At 75.4% G+C, this 18,702-nt stretch carries 9 protein-coding genes and 1 pseudogene; 8 read left to right on the forward strand and 2 right to left on the reverse strand.

Annotated features, from left to right (window positions below; all coding sequences use genetic code 11):
- Positions 1-166: 166 nt before the first annotated feature.
- Positions 167-2,908, reverse strand: coding sequence for a flippase-like domain-containing protein (locus ACWGB8_RS25770; RefSeq protein WP_452215969.1), 2,742 nt, complete (start codon positions 2,906-2,908; stop codon positions 167-169).
- 134 nt (positions 2,909-3,042) lie between these two features.
- Between ACWGB8_RS25770 and ACWGB8_RS25775 the strand changes: the two genes are divergently transcribed.
- The 4 genes and pseudogenes from ACWGB8_RS25775 (at position 3,043) to ACWGB8_RS25790 (ending at position 11,517) form a co-directional block, all read left to right on the forward strand.
- On the forward strand, positions 3,043-3,387 hold the full coding sequence (locus ACWGB8_RS25775) for an MGMT family protein (RefSeq protein WP_452215970.1): 345 nt from the start codon (positions 3,043-3,045) through the stop codon (positions 3,385-3,387).
- Positions 3,388-3,528: 141 nt separating this feature from the next.
- A complete protein-coding gene (locus tag ACWGB8_RS25780; RefSeq protein ID WP_452215971.1) occupies positions 3,529-6,867 on the forward strand; it encodes an ATP-dependent helicase in 3,339 nt (1,112 codons plus the stop codon).
- Between the two features lie 42 nt (positions 6,868-6,909).
- Positions 6,910-10,119, forward strand: a complete 3,210-nt coding sequence (locus ACWGB8_RS25785; RefSeq protein WP_452215972.1) for a UvrD-helicase domain-containing protein — start codon at positions 6,910-6,912, stop codon at positions 10,117-10,119.
- Positions 10,120-10,574: 455 nt separating this feature from the next.
- Positions 10,575-11,517: pseudogene (locus tag ACWGB8_RS25790) on the forward strand (PP2C family protein-serine/threonine phosphatase).
- A gap of 3 nt (positions 11,518-11,520) precedes the next feature.
- Here ACWGB8_RS25790 and ACWGB8_RS25795 read toward each other — a convergent pair.
- Positions 11,521-12,492: an endonuclease/exonuclease/phosphatase family protein gene (locus ACWGB8_RS25795; RefSeq protein WP_452215973.1), complete on the reverse strand. Its 972-nt coding sequence runs from the start codon at positions 12,490-12,492 to the stop codon at positions 11,521-11,523.
- A 185-nt stretch (positions 12,493-12,677) separates the two neighbouring features.
- Here ACWGB8_RS25795 and ACWGB8_RS25800 point away from each other — a divergent pair, with 185 nt between their 5' ends.
- The 4 genes from ACWGB8_RS25800 (at position 12,678) to ACWGB8_RS25815 (ending at position 18,658) form a co-directional block, all read left to right on the forward strand.
- Positions 12,678-13,307: a PadR family transcriptional regulator gene (locus ACWGB8_RS25800; RefSeq protein ID WP_452215974.1), complete on the forward strand. Its 630-nt coding sequence runs from the start codon at positions 12,678-12,680 to the stop codon at positions 13,305-13,307.
- Between the two features lie 55 nt (positions 13,308-13,362).
- Positions 13,363-14,139 (forward strand): ABC transporter ATP-binding protein, encoded by a 777-nt coding sequence (locus tag ACWGB8_RS25805; RefSeq protein ID WP_452215975.1) that lies wholly within the window; start codon positions 13,363-13,365, stop codon positions 14,137-14,139.
- Positions 14,136-17,063, forward strand: a complete 2,928-nt coding sequence (locus ACWGB8_RS25810; protein ID WP_452215976.1) for an FtsX-like permease family protein — start codon at positions 14,136-14,138, stop codon at positions 17,061-17,063. The genes ACWGB8_RS25805 and ACWGB8_RS25810 overlap by 4 nt, the downstream gene beginning before the upstream one ends.
- 182 nt (positions 17,064-17,245) lie before the next feature.
- The gene (locus tag ACWGB8_RS25815) at positions 17,246-18,658 is read left to right on the forward strand and encodes a dipeptidase (protein ID WP_452215977.1); all 1,413 of its coding nucleotides are present in this window, start codon (positions 17,246-17,248) and stop codon (positions 18,656-18,658) included.
- Positions 18,659-18,702: the final 44 nt, after the last annotated feature.

An 18,702-nucleotide genomic window follows, 5' to 3' on the forward strand; every position in this document is an offset into this window, starting at 1 on the left:
CGGGGGGGGGGGGGGGGGGGGCGGGGAAACCCTGGTCGAGCCCCACAGGCGGGTGTACTGCCCGCCTTCGCGCGCCGGGGTAGGGCCCCCGCCCCGGGGGCCCCCTTCCGCGTTCCCAGGGCGTGTCCGACGATTCGCGCGCCCGGTGGGAATCGTCGGACACGCCCTACAGCGCGTCCTTGCGCTGCAGCACGTTGTAGGCGATCCAGCCGGGCAGCACCGGCAGCCAGAAGGTGAGCGCCCGGTAGAGGAAGACCGCCGGGGTGGCCACGGTCGGCGGCACGTCGGCGACGGTCAGCGCGCCGATCAGGGCGACCTCGACCGGGCCGATGCCGCCCGGGGTGGGAATCGCGGACCCGGCCGCGTTGGCGGTCAGGAAGACCACCGCGACCGCCGAGAAGCTGATGCTGCCGCCGAAGGCCTGCACCGAGGCGTCCAGGCAGGCGGTGAAGGAGAGCGTCAGCAGCAGGATGCCGCCGAAGCCGGTGACCAGCTTGCTGGGCGTCTGCATCAGATCGAGCATCCGGGGCACCACGCCGAAGAACAGCGAGCGCAGCCGGTTCAGCACGAAGCGCCGCAGCGGGGCGACCGCCGCGATCACCAGGGCGAGCACTGCGGCGCTCAGCACCCCGATGATCACCGCGCGGGAGGCGGAGAGGTCGCCGTTGGTCTGGCTGCCGGTGATCAGACCGAAGCTGAACAGCAGCAGCAGGTGCCCGGCCAGGCCGGCCAGCTGGGAGGCGCCGACCGAGGCGACCGCCTGCCCGGGCCGGATGCCGGCCTTCTGCAGGTAGCGGGTGTTGAGCGCGATGCCGCCGATCGCGGCGGGCGCGACGAGCTTCACGAAGGAGCCGGCGAGCTGCGCGGCGACGGTGCGCCGGAACGGCAGCTTCTCCGGGACGAAGCCGGTCAGGCTCATCGAGGCGGCGATGTAGCTGAACGCGGCGGCGGCCAGCGCGACCGTCGCCCACGCCCAGTCCATCTGGGAGAGCCTCAGCTGGGCCGGCTTGATGGTGGTCAGTGCGAGGTACGCGGCGAAGGTCAGCGCGATCAGCATGATCAGGCTCTTCGGCTTGAGCCGCTCCAGCTTGGCCGGCTCCATCGGCGCCTCGGGCGCGATCTGCAGGATCTGGCCGCGGATCCGGCTGAGCAGGTCCTCGCCGGCCGCCGCGATGTCCTCCTCCGCCTGCTGCTGGGTGCGCTCGCCGGCGGCGACCTGCTCCAGCGCGCGGGCCCGGGCGGCGGTCTTCCGCTCCTTGCCGAGCTTCTTCAGGTCGACCCTGGTGGAGCGGCTCATGCCGACCGGCTGCAGCAGCGGCAGCGCCAGCGCGACCCGCTCGGCGCCGAGCACGTGGTTGGCGGTGCTGACGGCCCGCTCCGGGCCGATCCGCAGGGCGAAGGTGGTGACCAGCTGGGCGACGTCGATGCGCAGCGTCAGGTCGGTGGCCGCGATGTCGCCGCCGGAGAGGTTGACCAGGCAGGCCGTCCTCCCGTCGACGACCAGCAGCGACTCGCCGGTGAGCCGGCGGTGCGCGATCCGGCGCTCGTGCAGGGCGGCGACGGACTCCCAGAGCGAGGCCATCACCGCGTCGGTGACCTCCTCGTCCGCGAGGTCGTCCAGGGTGCGGCCCTCGACGTGCTCGTACACCAGGATCGCCGCGTCCGGGCCGAGCTCGGAGGTGGCGACCAGCTGCGGGGCGCGGGCGCCGGAGGAGGCCGCCGCGTACGCGATCAGCGCCTCCTGCTCCAGCGCCTGGCGCAGCGACTGCGGGCTGCGGCGGACGGCCACCGAGCGCAGCCGCAGCCGCCGCCAGGCGCGGTAGAAGAAGCCGGACGCCTGCTGCTCGCGGTCGATGATGTGGACGTCCAGCGGCGGGCCGCTCTGCTGGGCGACCAGGTAGCGGCGGGTGCCGCCGGGGGCGTCGGGGGCGCGGTGGGCGCTCGCCGGGGTGAAGCCGACCTTCCGCAGGCCGATCATCAGGTGCTGGCCGGTGGGCCGGATGTTGGGCGAGCCGATCGCGTACAGCGTCCCGTAGGCGACGGACCAGCCGATCAGCACGGTGAGCAGCAGCGAGAGCGGGGTGGTGGCGCTGCTGAGCAGCTCGGTGACCCCGCTGAAGATCACCACCACCCAGAGCGCGACCCGCCAGCGCGGCCGGCTCGACATGCCGACCGCGGTCATGTAGGCGATCACCGGGGCGAGGTAGCCGTGCACCGGATCGGTCAGGGTGCCGTTGCTGTCCGTCGGCAGCCGGGTCAGCGAGTCCCGGATCTGGTCGGAGGCCCCCTCGGCGACCCACCAGTCGATCCCCAGCGACACCCCGTAGGCGAGCACCGAGGCGAGCACGCCGTCGGCGACCCGCAGGCCGTCGCGCTTGATCAGCCGCTCCACCGCGAAGGAGAGCGGTACGGCGAGCACGGCGACGCTGGAGACCAGGCCGGCCAGGGTGGCGAGCACCGGGGAGAAGCGGGGGGCGTTGGCGGCGATGTCCGACTCGATGCCGGTGGTGGTCGAGGTCGCCACCCCGGCCAGCACGAACACCGCGACGATGCCGAGGACTCCGGTGAGGAAGCGGATCAGGTCGGACGGGCGGTGCGCGCGGGCGGCGAGCAGCGGCTCGTCCACGTCGATGTGCGGCGCGTCGTCCAGCGGGTCGTGCGGCGCGGGCTGCTGCTGGGCCGGTACGCTCACCGGCACCGCCGCGGGCGACTCGATGCGCTCGGGTGCGCCGGTCGGCTGCGGGGTCTTGATGGCGTGGTCCTTGCTCGGGCGGTCCGTGCTCGGGGAGCCTTCCGGCGAAGGCTCCGGCGTCGGCGAGGCGGTCGACCCGTCGCGGGGGCGTGCGGGCAGGTCGGAGTCGGACTCGTCGGAGCCCTCGTCCACACCCACGTCAGCCGTCCCGGTCATCTGGTCTTGTCCTCGTATCACCACTCACCGCCCCGAAGATGGTGGCATGCCGCGACGCCCCGTGCTGGACAGGGGGCGCATCGGGCGCGGCGGATCGTTCGTACGGGACCACGTGCTCGCCCGGATGGGGAAGAATGCCGCAGGTGACGGACGCCGACGACGACCACGGGCCCGACGGACCGGGACCCTTCGCCGAACTGGTTCTCGACCTGGCCGAGCGGATTCCACCCGGGCGGGTGATGACCTACGGGGACATCGCCGAGTACCTGGGCCGGGGCGGCCCCCGCCAGGTCGGCCGGGTGCTCGCCCTGTACGGCGGCGCGGTGCCCTGGTGGCGGGTGATCCGCGCCGACGGCAGCCTGCTGCCCGGCCACGAGCACCGCGCCCTGGAGCACTACCGGGTCGAGGGCACCCCGCTGCGCACCCGCAGCGACCCGCCCCGGGTCGACCTGCGCCAGGCCCGCTGGGACGGACGGTAGCGCCCGGACCCCGCGGCCCGGACCACTTCCCGGGAACCGGGTGCGCCGACGGGAATGACGGGGCAGGATCGTAGGCTCGATACGGACGGGCCCGCGCGGGCCCGTCCGCCGTTGCCCGATGCACGACCCCCCAGGACGTCCGTGAGCTCCCCCTACCGTCTGGTGCGCAGCCCCCTCGCGCAGCCCGTACCGCCCGTGCTGGACGACTACCAGCGCGCCGTGGTCGAGCACGCCGCGGGCCCGCTGCTGGTGCTCGCCGGGCCCGGCACGGGGAAGACCACCACCCTGGTCGAGGCGGTCGCCCGGCGGATCGAGCGCGGCACCGACCCCGAGAAGATCCTCGTCCTCACCTTCAGCCGCAAGGCCGCGATGGAGCTGCGCGACCGGATGTCCGGCCGGCTCGGCGCCTCCGCCGCCCCGCAGGCCACCACCTTCCACTCCTTCTGCTACGCCCTGCTCCGCGCCCACCAGGACCCGCAGGCCTACGCCGAACCGCTGCGGCTGCTCTCCGGCCCCGAGCAGGACGTCATGGTCCGCGAACTGCTGGCCGGCGGCGCCGAGGACGCCAGGGCCGGCCGCGGCCGGATCGACTGGCCGCTGGACCTGCGCGCCTGCCTGACCACCCGCGGCTTCGCCGACGAGGTCCGCGCGGTGCTCGCCCGCAGCCGCGAGCTCGGCCTCGGCGAGGAGGAGCTGCAGCGCTTCGCCGAGGGCGTCCGGCGCCCCGACTGGGCCGCCGCCGCGCACTTCCTCGCCGACTACCTCGACGTGCTCGACCTGCGCGGCGTCCTCGACTACGCGGAGCTCGTCCACCGGGCCGTGCTGCTCGCCGAGCGCCCCGAGGTGGGGGAGGAGCTGCAGCGCCGCTACGAGGTCGTCTTCGTCGACGAGTACCAGGACACCGACCCCTCCCAGGTGCGGCTGCTGCGCCGGCTGGCCGGCGGCGGCCGCGACCTCGTCGCGGTCGGCGACCCCGACCAGTCGATCTACGCGTTCCGCGGCGCCGACATCAACGGCATCCTGGAGTTCCCGCAGACCTTCCGGCAGGCCGACGGCAGCCCCGCCGAGGTCCGGGTGCTGCGGGTCTCCCGCCGCTCCGGCGCCGTCCTGCTGGCCGCCTCCCGGGAGATCGCCCGGCGGATGCCGATGGGCCGGCTGCCCGCCGACAAGCTCGCCCAGCACCGCGCCCTGCTGCCCTCCCGCGAGGGCGGCCGGGTCGAGGTGTACACCTACCCCACCCCCGGCACCGAACTGGACTCGATCGCCGACCTGCTGCGCCGCGCCCACCTGGAGGACGGCGTGCCGTGGGGCGAGATGGCCGTCCTGGTCCGGGCCGGCGCCCGCTCCATCCCCGGCGTGCGGCGGGCGCTCGGCGCGGCCGGCGTCCCGCTGGAGATCGACGGCGACGACCTGCCGCTGCGCGAGGAGCCGGCCGTGGCCCAGCTGCTGCTCGCCCTGCGGGTCTGCGCCGAACAGGCCGTCCGGCAGAGCGCCCGCGACCGGCGGAGCGGCGAGGACGACCCCGGCCCGCTTGCCGCCGACCCGCTCACCACCGACCTCGCCCACAGCCTGCTCACCGGCCCGCTCGGCGGACTCGACGGCGCCGACCTGCGCCGGCTCGGCCGCGCCCTGCGCGAGGAGGAACGCGCCGCGCTGCGCGCCGCCGAACTGCCCGCCGCCGCACTGCGCCCCGCCGACGAACTGATCCGCGAGGCGCTCGCCGAGCCCGAGCGCCTGGTCGCCTTCGACGCCCCCTACGCCCGCCGGGCGAGCGACCTCGGCGTGCTGCTGCGCAAGGTCCGCGAGCGGCTGGCCGGCGGCTGCACCGCCGAGGACGCCCTGTGGGACCTCTGGGACGGCAGCCGCCGCTGGCGCGACCGCCTGGAGCGGGCGGCCTTGCGCGGCGGCGCGGCCGGCCGCAACGCCGACCGCGACCTGGACGCCCTCTGCGCCCTGTTCGAGACCGCCGCCCGCGCCGAGGAGCAGGTCACCGGCCACCGCAGCGCCCTCGACCTGCTCGCCGAGCTGGAGGCGCAGGACATCGCCGCCGACACCCTGACCGTCCGCGCGGTGCGCCCCGAGGCCGTCCGGCTGATGACCGCCCACCGCTCCAAGGGCCTGGAGTGGCGCCTGGTCGTCGTCGCCGGCGTGCAGGACGGCCTCTGGCCCGACCTGCGCCGCCGCGGCTCGCTGCTGGAGGCCGACCGGATCGGGCGCGACGGCCTCGCCGAACCGCTCTCCCCGGCCGCCCTGCTCGGCGAGGAGCGCCGCCTCTTCTACGTCGCCGCCACCCGCGCCAAGGAGCGGCTGGTGGTCACCGCCGTCAAGGCGCCCGCCGACGACGGCGACGAGCCCTCCCGCTTCCTGCGCGAGCTCTACCGGGAGGACGTCGACCCCAGGACCGGCAAGGTGCTGCGCCGCACCCCGCCCGCCACCGTCGAGGACGTCACCCACCGCCCGCGCCGCCCGCTCTCGGTGCCCGCGCTGGTCGCCGAGCTGCGCGCGGTCACCGTCGACCCGGCCCGCTCGCCGGAGCTGCGCCGGGCCGCCGCCGAACGGCTCGCCGCGCTGGCCGCCGCCACCGACGAGGACGGGCTGCCGCTGGTGCCCGCCGCCCGCCCCGAGCGCTGGTGGGGCCTGGACGACCCGACCGCCGCACCCGACCCGCTGCGCCACCCGGACCTGCCGGTGCGGCTGTCCGGCAGCGGGCTGGAGCAGCTGGAGAACTGCTCCCTGCAGTGGTTCCTGGACAAGGAGGTCAAGGCCCGCGGCGCCGGCTCGGCCGCCCAGGGCTTCGGCAACGTGGTGCACGCCCTCGCCGACGAGGTCGGCTCCGGGCGCAGCCCCGCCGACCTGGCGGTGCTGATGGAGCGGCTCGACACCGTCTGGGACGCGCTGGCCTTCGACGCCCCCTGGAAGTCCCAGCAGGAGAAGACCGAGGCCCGGGCGGCCCTGGAGCGCTTCCTCAACTGGCACGTCCTGGAGCGCGGCCGGGACGTCGTCGCCACCGAGCACGGCTTCGACGTCACCCTGGAGGTCGGCGGGGTCTCGGTGCAGATCCGCGGCTCGATGGACCGGGTGGAGAAAGACGAGGCCGGGCGCGCCTACGTGGTCGACTTCAAGACCGGCAAGCAGATCCCCTCCGACAAGTCGCTGCCCGAGCACAAGCAGCTCGCCGTCTACCAGCTCGCCGTCCGTTCCGGGGCGCTCAACGAGCTGCCCGGCTTCACCGGGACCGCCGCCGAACCGGGCGGCGCCGAGCTGGTGCACCTGCGCGAGCCCTCCAAGAAGCTGCCGGACGCGCCCAAGGTGCAGCAGCAGGCGGCGGACGGCGAACCGTGGATCGAGGGCCTGCTCGCCGAGGCCGCCGGGAAGGTGCTCGCCGAGCGGTTCGTCCCGCAGACCGGCGGCGGCTGCGACCGGTGCGGATTCCGCCGCAGCTGCTCCGCCCAGCGCGACGGCGCCCAGCTGGTGGAATAGATCGAATGGGGGACTGTCGCAGCGGCCGGTTACCGTTGCGGGGTGACCGCCGTGCTCAGCCATCCCGACCAGCTCAAGGACCTGCTGGGCATCCCGTTCAACCGGGAGCAGATGGCGGCCCTCGGAGCTCCGCTGGAGCCCGCCGTGATCGTGGCCGGCGCCGGGTCCGGCAAGACCACGGTGATGGCCGCCCGGGTGGTCTGGCTGGTCGGCTCCGGCGCCGTCCGCCCCGAGGAGGTGCTCGGCCTCACCTTCACCAACAAGGCCGCCGGCGAACTCGCCGAACGCGTCCGCACCGCCCTGCAGCGGGCCGGTGTCGCCGAGCCGGACGAGGAACCGCTCGGCGAGCCCGAGATCTCCACCTACCACGCCTTCGCCGGCCGGCTGCTGAAGGAGCACGGCCTGCGCCTGGGCATCGAGCCCGACGTCCGGCTGCTCGCCGACGCCACCCGCTTCCAGCTCGCCGCCCGGGTGCTCCGTACGGCGCGCGGCCCCTTCCCCCACCTCACGGGCACCTTCGCCAACCTGGTCGCCGACCTGATCGCCCTCGACGGCGAGCTGGCCGAGCACCTGGTCGAGCCCGCCGCGCTGCGCGCCCACGACGAGGACCTGCTCGACACCCTGGCGACCGTCCCGCTGACCAACGACGACCTGCGGGCCGTCCCCGGCGCCGCCCGGGCCCGGCTGGAGCTGCTGCGGCTGGTCGAGGAGTACCGGCGGCGCAAGGCCGCCGCCGGACTGATGGACTTCGGCGACCAGATCGCCGCCGCCGCCCGGCTCGCCCAGCAGCGCCCCGAGGTCGGCGAACTGCTGCGCGGCCAGTTCAAGGTCGTCCTGCTCGACGAGTACCAGGACACCTCGGTCGCCCAGCGGCTGATGCTCGCCGGCCTCTTCGGCGCCGGACCGGACGGGCGCGGCACCGGCCACCCGGTCACCGCCGTCGGCGACCCCTGCCAGGCCATCTACGGCTGGCGCGGCGCCTCCGTCGCCAACCTCGACGACTTCCCGCGGCACTTCCCCAAGGCCCCCGGCACCCCCGCCGCCCGGTACGCGCTCAGCGAGAACCGGCGCAGCGGCGGCCGGCTGCTCGCCCTCGCCAACGGGCTCGCCGCCCCGCTGCGCGCCATGCACGAGGGCGTCGAGGCGCTGCGCCCCGCACCCGGCGCCGAGCAGGACGGCTTCGTGCGCGCCGCGCTGCTGCCCACCCACGCCGAGGAGATCGGCTGGCTGGCCGACTCGATCGCCCACCTGGTGCGCACCGGCACCGAGCCGGGCCGGATCGCCGTGCTCTGCCGCGGCGGCGCCGCGTTCCCCGACATCCACGCCGCCCTGGTCGCCCGCGAGGTGCCGGTCGAGGTGGTCGGCCTGGGCGGGCTGCTGCAACTGCCCGAGGTCGCCGATCTGGTCGCGGTCTGCGAGGTGCTGCAGGACCCGACCGCCAACGCCGCGCTGGTCCGGCTGCTGATCGGGCCGCGCTGGCGGATCGGCCCGCGGGACCTGGCCCTGCTCGGCCGGCGCGCCGCCGACCTGGTGCGCACCGGCCGTCCCGAGGGCGTCGAGGCGCTGGCCGCCGCCGTCGCCGGGACGGACCCGACCGAGGTGGTCTCGCTCTCCGACGCGCTGGAGACCTTCCTCGACGCCGAGCAGCCCGACGAGCTGCCGTTCTCCGCCGAGGCGCGGCTGCGCTTCGCCCGGCTCGCCCGGGAGGTCCGCGAGCTGCGGCGCTCGCTGGCCGAGCCGCTGATGGACGTGCTGCACCGGGTGCTCGCGGTGACCGGCCTGGAGGTCGAGCTCGCCGCCTCCCCGCAGGCGCTGGCCGCCCGCCGCCGGGAGACCCTGCACGCCTTCCTGGACGTCGCCGCGGGCTTCGCCGACCTGGACGGCGACCCCGGCCTGGCCGCCTTCCTGGGCTTCCTGCGCGCCGCCCAGGAGTACGAGCGCGGGCTGGACAGCAGCCTGCCCGGCGGCGAGGACACCGTGAAGGTGCTCACCGCGCACAAGTCCAAGGGCCTGGAGTGGGACGTCGTCGCGGTGCCGGGCCTGGTGAAGGGCGCGTTCCCGTCCTCCGGTGCGCGCGAGCGCTGGACCAGCACCAAGCGGGTGCTTCCGCACGCCCTGCGCGGCGACGCCGCCACCCTGCCGGACGTCCGCGGCGGCTGGAACGCCAAGGCCATGACGGCGTTCCGGAAGGAGCTGGCCGCGCACTCCGCGATCGAGGAGCTGCGGCTCGGCTACGTCGCCTTCACCCGCCCCCGGGCGCTGCTGCTGGCCTCCGGCCACTGGTGGGGGCCCAGCCAGAAGACCGTCCGCGGCCCGTCGGACTTCCTGGAGCAGCTGCGCGCCCACTGCGAGCTGCCCGGGGCCGGCGAGGTCGAGCACTGGGCCGAGCAGCCGCTCAAGGGCGCCGAGAACCCGGCGCTGGCCGCGCCCGTGGAGCGGCCCTGGCCGCTGCCGCTGGACCCGGACGCGCAGCGGGCCCGCCGCCGGGTCGCCGAGGTGGTGCTGGGCCGGCTGGCCGGCCGCCCGGCCGCGCCCCCCGAGCCGATGGCCCCCGAGGACCGCCGCCAGGTGGAGTCCTGGGACCGCGACCTCACCGCCCTCATAGGGGAGTTGGAGCGCAGTCGGCGCAGCGTCCGGGAGGTGCCGCTGCCGGCCGCGCTCTCCGCGACCCAGCTGCTGCGGCTGGCCGCCGACCCGGACGGCTTCGCCCGCGACCTGGCCCGCCCGATGCCGCGCCCGCCGCAGCCCGCCGCGCGCCGCGGCACGCGCTTCCACGCCTGGGTGCAGTCCCGGATCGAGCCGCTGCTGCTGATCGAGCCGGGCGCGCTGCCGGGCGCCGACGACGACGGCATCGAGGACGAGCAGGACCTGGAGCGGCTCAAGGAGGCGTTCCTGCGCACCCCGTACGCGGACCGGCGCCCGCACCGGGTCGAGGCGCCGTTCCACCTGGTGCTGGCGGGCCGCGTGGTGCGCGGCCGGATCGATGCCGTTTACCGGGACGATGACGCAGGGTCGGGATCCGGCGGTGCGTCACGCTACGAAGTGGTGGACTGGAAGACGCACCGCGAGGAGACCGCCGATCCGCTCCAGCTCGCGGTCTACCGGCTGGCCTGGGCCGAGCAGGCGGGCGTTCCGCCGGAGCAGGTCACGGCTTCGTTCCTGTACGTCCGCAGCGGGCGGATCGTACGACCGTCAGGACTTCCCGACCGAAAAGAGTTGGAACGGCTCCTGATCGGGAACAGTGAAGAATGAGTCACCGAGAGCATCCAAGTCGTCACGTGATCACGCGAAACCCGGGCGTCGTGCACGTTTCGCGCCTATTGTGGGGTCGGTAACCGGTCAACCCCTGTGCTCCGGCCGCCAGCGAGGCCCGTACCCCCTGACCCTCAGTCATCACCGCAGGTGCCCACGGGCATCGGCGCCTTCTGCTGGAGAGACCGACGTTGAGCGCGACCGGATGGATCAGAGAGCGGTTCGCCGGGCCGACCCCGGGGACCGCTCCGGGCGCGACCGGCACCTGGCCGAGGACGGCGCTGTCGCTGCCGTTCATCGGCATGGCGCTGGTCGTCGTCCTCGACTACTGGACCGATGCCGCGGTGACCGTCGAACCGGCCCTCACCGCCGTCCCCGCGCTGGCCGCCGTGGTCAGCCGCCGCACCTGGTACCCCCTCGCCATCGGCGCCCTCACCGAGGCCGCCGCCTTCCTGATGGCCGTCCACAACGACGTGCTCGGCGAGTCCGTGCACAGCGCCACCGTGCTCGCCATCGTCCTGGTCGCCGCGATCGGCTGGGTCAGCGCCACCCTGCGGCTGCGCCAGGAGAAGCTGCTCGCCGACGCCCAGCTGGTGGCCTCGATCGCCCGCCGGGTGCTGCTGCGCCCGGTGCCCGAACGGGTCGGCACCGTACGTGCCGCCGTCCACTACGAGGCCGCCGCCGCGCACGCCCGGATCGGCGGCGACCTCTACGAGGTGGTCAACACCCGGCACGGCGTCCGGGCCGTGGTCGGCGACGTCCGCGGCAAGGGCCTCGGCGCGGTGGAGACCGCCGCCGCCGTGCTCGGCGCCTTCCGCGAGGCCGCCCACCAGGAGCCCGCCCTCGACCGGGTGGCCGGCTGGCTGGCCGTCAGCCTCGACCGGGCCCTGCACGAGAACGACCACCCCGGCGTGGAGGAGGAGTTCGTCACCCTGGTGCTGATCGGGGTCCGCCCCGACGGCACCGCCGAGATCGTCAACTGCGGCCACCCGCCGCCCCTCCTGCTGCGCGGGGCCGACGACGTCCGCCCGCTGCGAACCGGTGCCCCCGCTCGGCGTCCTCGACCCGGAGGACGTCCGCCCGCCGGTGCAGCGGCTGCCGCTCGGCCACGGCGACCGGGTGCTGCTCTTCACCGACGGCGTGATCGAGGCGCGCGACCGGGCCGGGGTCTTCTACCCGCTCGCCGAACGCCTCCCGCACTGCGCCGACGGCCACCCCGGCGAGGTGCTGCAGCGCCTGCACGAGGACGTCGTCCGGCACGTCGGACGCCAACTCGGCGACGACGCCGCGATGCTGATGATCCAGTACGACCCCCCGCTGGCCGGCCCGGCACTCCCGCACCAGCCCACCCGGACGGCCCGCCCGGCCGCCCGGCAGGATCGGCCGGACAGGGTCTGACCGCTACAGCGTCACCTGCACCACCAGCGGGCGGTGGTCGGAGACCCCGGCGTGCGGCGCGGCGGCCGGGCCGACCGCCGTGCGCGGCACCCCGATCGCCAGCACGTGGTCGAACTGCACCGCCGGCCGGTGCGCCGGGTAGGTGGGCGTGCGCGCCAGGTCGTACCAGCCCTGCAGCCGCGCCCGCGGCTCGCGCACCCGCCGCCGGCGCACCTCGGCCAGCTGCGGCCTCGCCCGCCGGGCCGCCCGCAGCTCGCGGACCTTCACCCGCGGCGCCGTGCGGTCCAGCGCGGTGGCCGAGCCCAGCACCGTGCGCGGCACCGCCCCGATCAGGTTGAAGTCGCCCAGCACCAGGTACGGCTGCGGCAGGTCGGCGATCCACCGCCGGATGCCGGCCAGCTGAGCCATGTTCCAGCCGGGGACGAACGACAGGTGCGCCGCCACCACCGTGAACGGCCCGTTGCCGCCCTGCAGTACGGCCGCCAGGGCCGCCCGCGGCTCGTCCGGGACGGGGGTCAGCCCGCGCCGCCCGGCCACCCGCAGCGGCAGACCGAACGGCGCCGGGGCGAACCGGCGGGCCCGCCAGTGCAGCACCGGGAGCCGGGTCAGCAGCGCCGTCCCGTACGAGGGCAGGTCGGCCGAGGTGCCGGCCTCCGCCGGGCCGTAGACCCGCAGCCCGCTCACCGCGGGGTCGAGCACCCAGCCCGCGACCGGCGCCGGGTGCCCGTGCAGCGCGGCGGCGAACCGCCAGTCGGCCGCCCCCATCGCCTTGGCGGCGACGGCCGCCTGGTCGGTGCCGCCGGAGCGCTCCTGGTGGCGGTCCACCTCCTGGAGGGCCAGCACGTCGGCGTCCAGGGCGGCCACCGCGTCGGCGAGCGGCTCGCCGGGGTCGGCCGGGAAGGGCGCCGGAGTGCCGTCCGGGGCGAGCGGGCGACCGTGCAGCAGATTGAAGGTGGCGATGCGCAACTGGCTCACACCGCACGACGGTACCCGCTCCGGAGGGCCGGTCCGGCGGCGGGAGGGCGGCCGGGAGGGGGCCGGAGGGGCAACGGCGGGGGAGCCGCAGGGGCCGCGGGCGGGAGGGTCGCGGGGGTCGCGGCGGGCGCGGCGCAGGGGGTCGCGGCTTGACCCTCCGGCCATACCCGGTATACATACTCGGTATGTCCATTCGCCACGGTCTGCTCGCCCTGCTCGACCAGGGCCCCCGCTACGGCTACCAGCTGCGCACCGAGTTCGAGTCCCGGACCGGTTCCACCTGGCCGCTCAACGTCGGGCAGGTCTACACGACGCTGTCCCGCCTGGAGCGCGACGGCCTGGTGGCACCCGCCGGCGAGGACGACGAGGGCCACCAGTTCTACGCGATCACACCTGAGGGACGCACCGAACTGCGGAACTGGTTCGACACCCCGGTGCCCCGGACCAACCCGCCGCGCGACGAACTCGCGATCAAGCTGGCGATGGCGGTGACCGTCCCCGGGGTGGACGTCCCCGCCGTGGTCCAGGGCCAGCGCCGGCACAGCATCAAGGCCCTCCAGGACTACACGAGGCTCAAGGGCCGCGCCCTGGCCGGCGAGGCCGCACCCGGCTCCGCCGGGAAGGACGGCGCCTCCGAACTCGCCTGGCTGCTCGTCCTGGACCAGCTGATCTTCCAGACCGAGGCCGAGATCCGCTGGCTCGACCACTGCGAGACCCGCCTCGCCCAGCAGGCCGACATCGAACAGGCCCGCGCCACCGAGGCCGCCCGCACCGCCGCAGCGGCTCCCCGCGGCCGCCGCCGCACCCGGGCCTGAGGGCCCACCAGAACCACCAGAGGCTCCATCGGGGCCCAGAACAGCAGGGGGTAGTGTGACCGACACCGATCCGAACCGGGATGCCGTACGGCCCGTCCTGCACCTGGAGAACGTCTCCCGGGTGCACGGCCAGGGCGCGTCCGAGGTGCACGCGCTGCGCGGGGTCGACCTGAAGGTGAGGCCCGGCGAGTTCGTCGCCGTCATGGGCCCCTCCGGCTCCGGCAAGTCCACCCTGCTCACCCTCGCCGGCGGCCTGGACACGCCCAGCAGCGGACAGGTCCTGGTCGAGGGCGTCTCCCTCGGCGGCCTCAACCGCAAGAGGCTCGCCGAGGTCCGCCGCCGCTCCATCGGCTACGTCTTCCAGGACTACAACCTGATACCGGCGCTCACCGCCGCCGAGAACATCTCGCTGCCCCGCGAACTCGACGGCGTCTCCGGCCGCTCCGCCCGCCGCGAGGCCCTCGCCGCCCTGGAGGAGCTCGGCATCCCCGAGCTCGCCGACCGCTTCCCGGACGACATGTCCGGTGGCCAGCAGCAGCGCGTCGCCATCGCCCGCGCCCTGATCGGCGACCGCCGGCTCGTCCTCGCCGACGAGCCCACCGGCGCCCTCGACTCCACCACCGGCGAGGCCGTCCTCGCCGTGCTGCGCGCCCGCTGCGACGCCGGCGCCGCCGCCATGATGGTCACCCACGAGGCCCGGCACGCCGCCTGGGCCGACCGCGTGGTCTTCCTGCGCGACGGCCGGATGGTCGACGAGAGCTCCAGCCAGGACGCCGCCAGCCTGCTCGTCAGCGCCGCCACCAACAGCGTGAAGGGCCCGGTGCACGAGTGAAGCTCAGCGCGTGGCGGGTGGCCCTGCGCATCGCCCGCCGAGACGCCCTGCGCGCCAAGGGCCGCAGCGCCCTGGTCGTCGCCATGGTCGCCCTGCCCGTCCTCGGCGTCGCCGGGGCCGACATCGTCTTCCGCAGCGGCGAGCTCGACCCGGGGGAGCGGATCGTCCGGATCATGGGCCGGGCCGACGCCGAGATCACGATGATGGAGCGCGGCGCCGCCGTCCTGCAGGCCCCCGACCCCGAGGACGGGTCGATGGTCGCCGGATCCGACGACCGCAACGCGCCCCGCTCCAAGGGGCAGGAGCCGGCCACCGACCCGGCCAAGCTCACCCCCGAGCAGCGCCGCAGCCTCGACACCGCCCCCGACCGGCTCGCCAAGGAACTGCTCCCGGCCGGCGCCGTGCTCGTCCCGGTCCGCCAGGGCCCGTACGTGCCGACCAGCACCGCCGAGGGCATGACCCACGTGCAGACCGCCGAGGCGGACCTCGCCGACCCGGTCTGGCAGGGCCGGATCACCGTGCTCCGCGGCCGCGTCCCCGCCGCCGACAACGAGGTCTCGGCCACCCAGAACTTCCTCGACCAGTCCGGTCTGAAGCTCGGGGACCGCACCACCGTGCGCGGCCTGGACAGCAAGCCGTTCACCATCACCGCCGCCGTCGAGTACCCCGGCGAGCTGCGCACCGCCGGGCTGATCGCCCGCCCCGGCGCCCTGGTGGAGACCCTCTACAAGCAGCCCGGCGCCGACCGGTACGGCTCCGGCCGCGGCGGCGAGGCGACCCGCTGGATGGTCAAGCTCCCCGGCGGTGAACTCGCCTGGCCCAAGGTCGTCGAGCTCAACAAGTACGGCTTCACCGTCACCTCACGCGCCGTCCTGCTCGACCCGCCGGCCCGCTCCGACGTGCCGTTCTACGTCGAGCTCGACAAGCGCGGCCACGGCGGCCCCGGGTCGTACCTCGACAGCACCGCGGTCGTCATCCTCGCCACCGTCGCCGGGATGGCCCTGCTGGAGATCGTGCTGCTCGCGGGCCCCGCCTTCGCCGTCGGCGCGCGCCGCTCCCGCCGCCAGCTCGGCCTGCTGGCCGCCGGCGGCGGTGACCGCGCCCAGGTGCGCGCGGTGGTGCTCGGCGGCGGCGTGGTGCTCGGCCTGACCGGCGCCGCCCTCGGCCTCGTCGGGGCGATCGGCCTCGTGGCGCTGCTGCAGGACTGGGCCGAGGAGTCCTCCGGGCAGCGCTTCGGCCACTTCGACCTGCAGCCGCTCGACCTGATCGGCGTCCTCGCCATCGGCCTGGTCACCGGCCTGCTGGCCGCGGTCGTGCCCGCCGTGCAGGCGTCCCGCCAGGACGTCGTCGCCGCGCTCACCGGCCGCGACTCGGTCAAGCCGCCGAGCCGCCGGCTCGCCGGGCTCGGCCTGCTGATGCTCGGCGCCGGCGCGGCGATCGCCCTGGTCGGCGCGACCAGCGGGTTCGTCAGCCGCGGCCTCGCCGTGCTCGGCGGCTCCGCGCTCGCCGAACTCGGCATGGTCGTCCTCACGCCGTTCCTGGTCGGCCTGTTCGGCCGGATCGGCCGCTGGCTGCCGCTCGGCCCGCGCCTGGCGCTGCGCGACTCCGTCCGGCACCGGGGCCGCACCGCCCCCGCCGTCGCCGCGGTGATGGCCGCCGTGGCCGGCTCCGTCGCCGTCGGCGTCTACACCGCCAGCGACGACGAGCAGCGCCGCCGCGAGTACGTCGCCTCCGCGCCCACCAACGCCGTCCTGATCAGTACCGGCTGGGGCGAGGGCGAGGACCCGCGGCAGGTGTCGCTGATGCGCACCGCCGTCGAGAACAACATGCCCGGCCTCGGCGTGCGCGCCGATGTCGGCCGGATCGACTACCCGGTCGGCTGCCGGACCAAGTCCGAGGGCTGCGGCAGCGTCGATCTGAAGCTGCCGCCCGAGCGGGAGTGCCCGGTCTGGGCGGACATGGACCTGGAGACCCCCAAGCTCAGCCGGGACGAGCAGCGGCGGCTCCTGCGCGAGGACCCCCGCTGCAAGACGGGCGGCACCTACCGCTCCAACCCGTACGGCACGCTGGTGGCCGGCGATGCGCCCCTGCTGAAGAACCTCTTCGGCACCGAGGACCAGGCCGCCGCCAAGGCGCTCGCCGAGGGCAAGGCCGTCGTCTTCGACCCGCGCTACGTCAAGGACGGCAGGATCACGATCGAGCTGGCCGAGACGATGGCGCCGGGCAGCCACCCCTCCGCCCCGCCCGAGTCGGCCGGCCAGCCCAAGAAGCACCGGATCACCGTGGACGCCGTCGTCGCCGCGCTGCCCCAGCCGGACACCTCCGGGCAGACCGTGATCAGCCCCGAGACCGCCAAGAAGTTCGGCCTGGCGCTCACCGACGCCGGCTCGGTCTGGCTGCCTGAGACGGCGCCCGCCGAGCGCGGCGAGCAGAAGGCCATGGCGGCGGTGAACAAGATCAGCGACTCCACCTGGTTCACCGTCGAGCGCGGCTACCGCTCCGATGCCGGCCTCGCCTCGATGGCCCTCACCGGCTTCGCCGCCCTCGTCGCCCTCGGCGCGGCCGGCATCGCCACCGGACTGGCCGCCGCCGACTCCCAGCGCGACCTGACCACCCTCGCGGCGGTCGGCGCCGCCCCGGGCATCCGCCGCACCCTCTCCGGCTTCCAGTGCGGAGTGATCGCGGCCATGGGCGCCGTGCTCGGCACCGTCTGCGGGGTCGTCCCCGCCGTGGCGCTGCGCAAGGTCGAGGGCAACGCCGTCCCGTACGACGGGATGCCGGTGGAGGAGGCCGTCGACCGGACGGTGCTGGTCTTCCCGTGGCTGAACATGGGCCTCACCCTGCTGGTGCTGCCGCTGCTGGCGACCCTGCTGGCGGCCCTGCTCACCCGCTCGCGGATCACCCTGCTGCGCCGCTCCGGCTGATCCGCCGGGCCCTTGCGGCCCCGCCCGACCCCGTCACCCCCGGCTCCTGCTGCTCGCGGCCGGGGGTGACGGACGTCCGGGGCCGGCCCGGGCACGGGGGTGACGGACGTTACAGCCCGCCCGGGGCCCGCTGGGCGGACGACCGGGGCGGGCACCCGCACGGGCGAACTAAAGTCGTCCGTATGACGAGAACCCCGGACAGCGTCGTCCGCTCCTTCATCGACCAGCACCAGGCCGCGTTCCTCGCGGACCTCGCCGACTGGCTCCGCATCCCCTCCGTCTCCGCCGACCCCGAGCGGGCCGGCGACGTGCGCCGCTCCGCCGAGTGGCTGGCGGCGAAGCTGCGCGACACCGGCTTCCCGGTGGCCGAGGTCTGGGAGACGGACGGCCTGCCGGCGGTGTTCGCCGAGTGGCGTTCCGGGGACCCGTCCGCGCCGACCGTCCTGGTCTACGGGCACCACGACGTACAGCCCGCCGCCAAGGAGGACGGCTGGGCGACCGAGCCGTTCGAGCCGACCGTGGTCGGCAAGCAGCTGTTCGCGCGCGGTGCGGCCGACGACAAGGGCCAGGTGTTCTTCCACACCCTCGGGGTGCGGGCCCACCTGGCGGCGACCGGCCGGACGGCGCCCGCCGTCAACCTCAAGCTGCTGGTGGAGGGCGAGGAGGAGTCCGGTTCGCCGCACTTCGCCGACCTGGTGCGCCGCGAGGCCGACCGGCTGGCCGCGGACGTGGTGTTCATCTCGGACACCGGGATGTGGTCCGAGACCACCCCGACCGTCTGCACCGGCATGCGCGGCCTGGCCGACGCCCAGATCGACCTGTACGGCCCGGACACCGACATCCACTCCGGCTCGTTCGGCGGCGCGGTGCCCAACCCGGCCGCGGTGGCCGCCGAGCTGGCCGCCGGCCTGCACGACGCGGACCGCCGGGTGGCCGTGCCGGGCTTCTACGACGGCGTGGTCGAGCTGACCGAGCGCGAGCGCGAGCTGTTCGCCGAGCTGCCCTTCGACGAGGAGCAGTGGCTGCGGGTCGCCAAGTCGTACGGGACCCGTGGCGAGGCCGGGTACTCCACCCTGGAGCGGATCTGGGCGCGGCCGACCGCCGAGGTCAACGGCATCTGGGGCGGCTACACCGGCCCGGGCGGCAAGACCATCGTGCCGTCCTCGGCGCACCTCAAGCTCTCCTTCCGGCTGGTCGCCGGGCAGGAGGTGGAGAAGGTCCGCGAGGCCGTCCGCGCCTGGGTGGCGGAGCGGGTGCCGGACGGCATCCGGTACGAGCTGGTGTTCCCGGGCGCGACCCGGCCCTGCCTGACGCCGCTGGACCACCCGGCGCTGCAGTCCACCGTCCGGGCGATGGGCCGGGCGTTCGAGCAGCGGATCCTGTTCACCCGCGAGGGGGGTTCGGGCCCGGCGGCCGACCTGCAGGACGTGCTCGGCGCCCCGGTGCTGTTCCTCGGCATCTCGGTGCCCTCGGACGGCTGGCACTCGGTCGACGAGAAGGTCGAGCTGGACCTGCTCGCCAAGGGCGTCGAGACCGCCGCGTACCTCTGGGGCGACCTGGCGGAGCACTGGCGTCCGGGCGGCGAGGGCGCGTGAACGGCCCGAGCGGGCCCGCAGAACCGTCGGACGACTCATCACCT

This window comes from Kitasatospora sp. NPDC054939 (genome assembly GCF_053610105.1).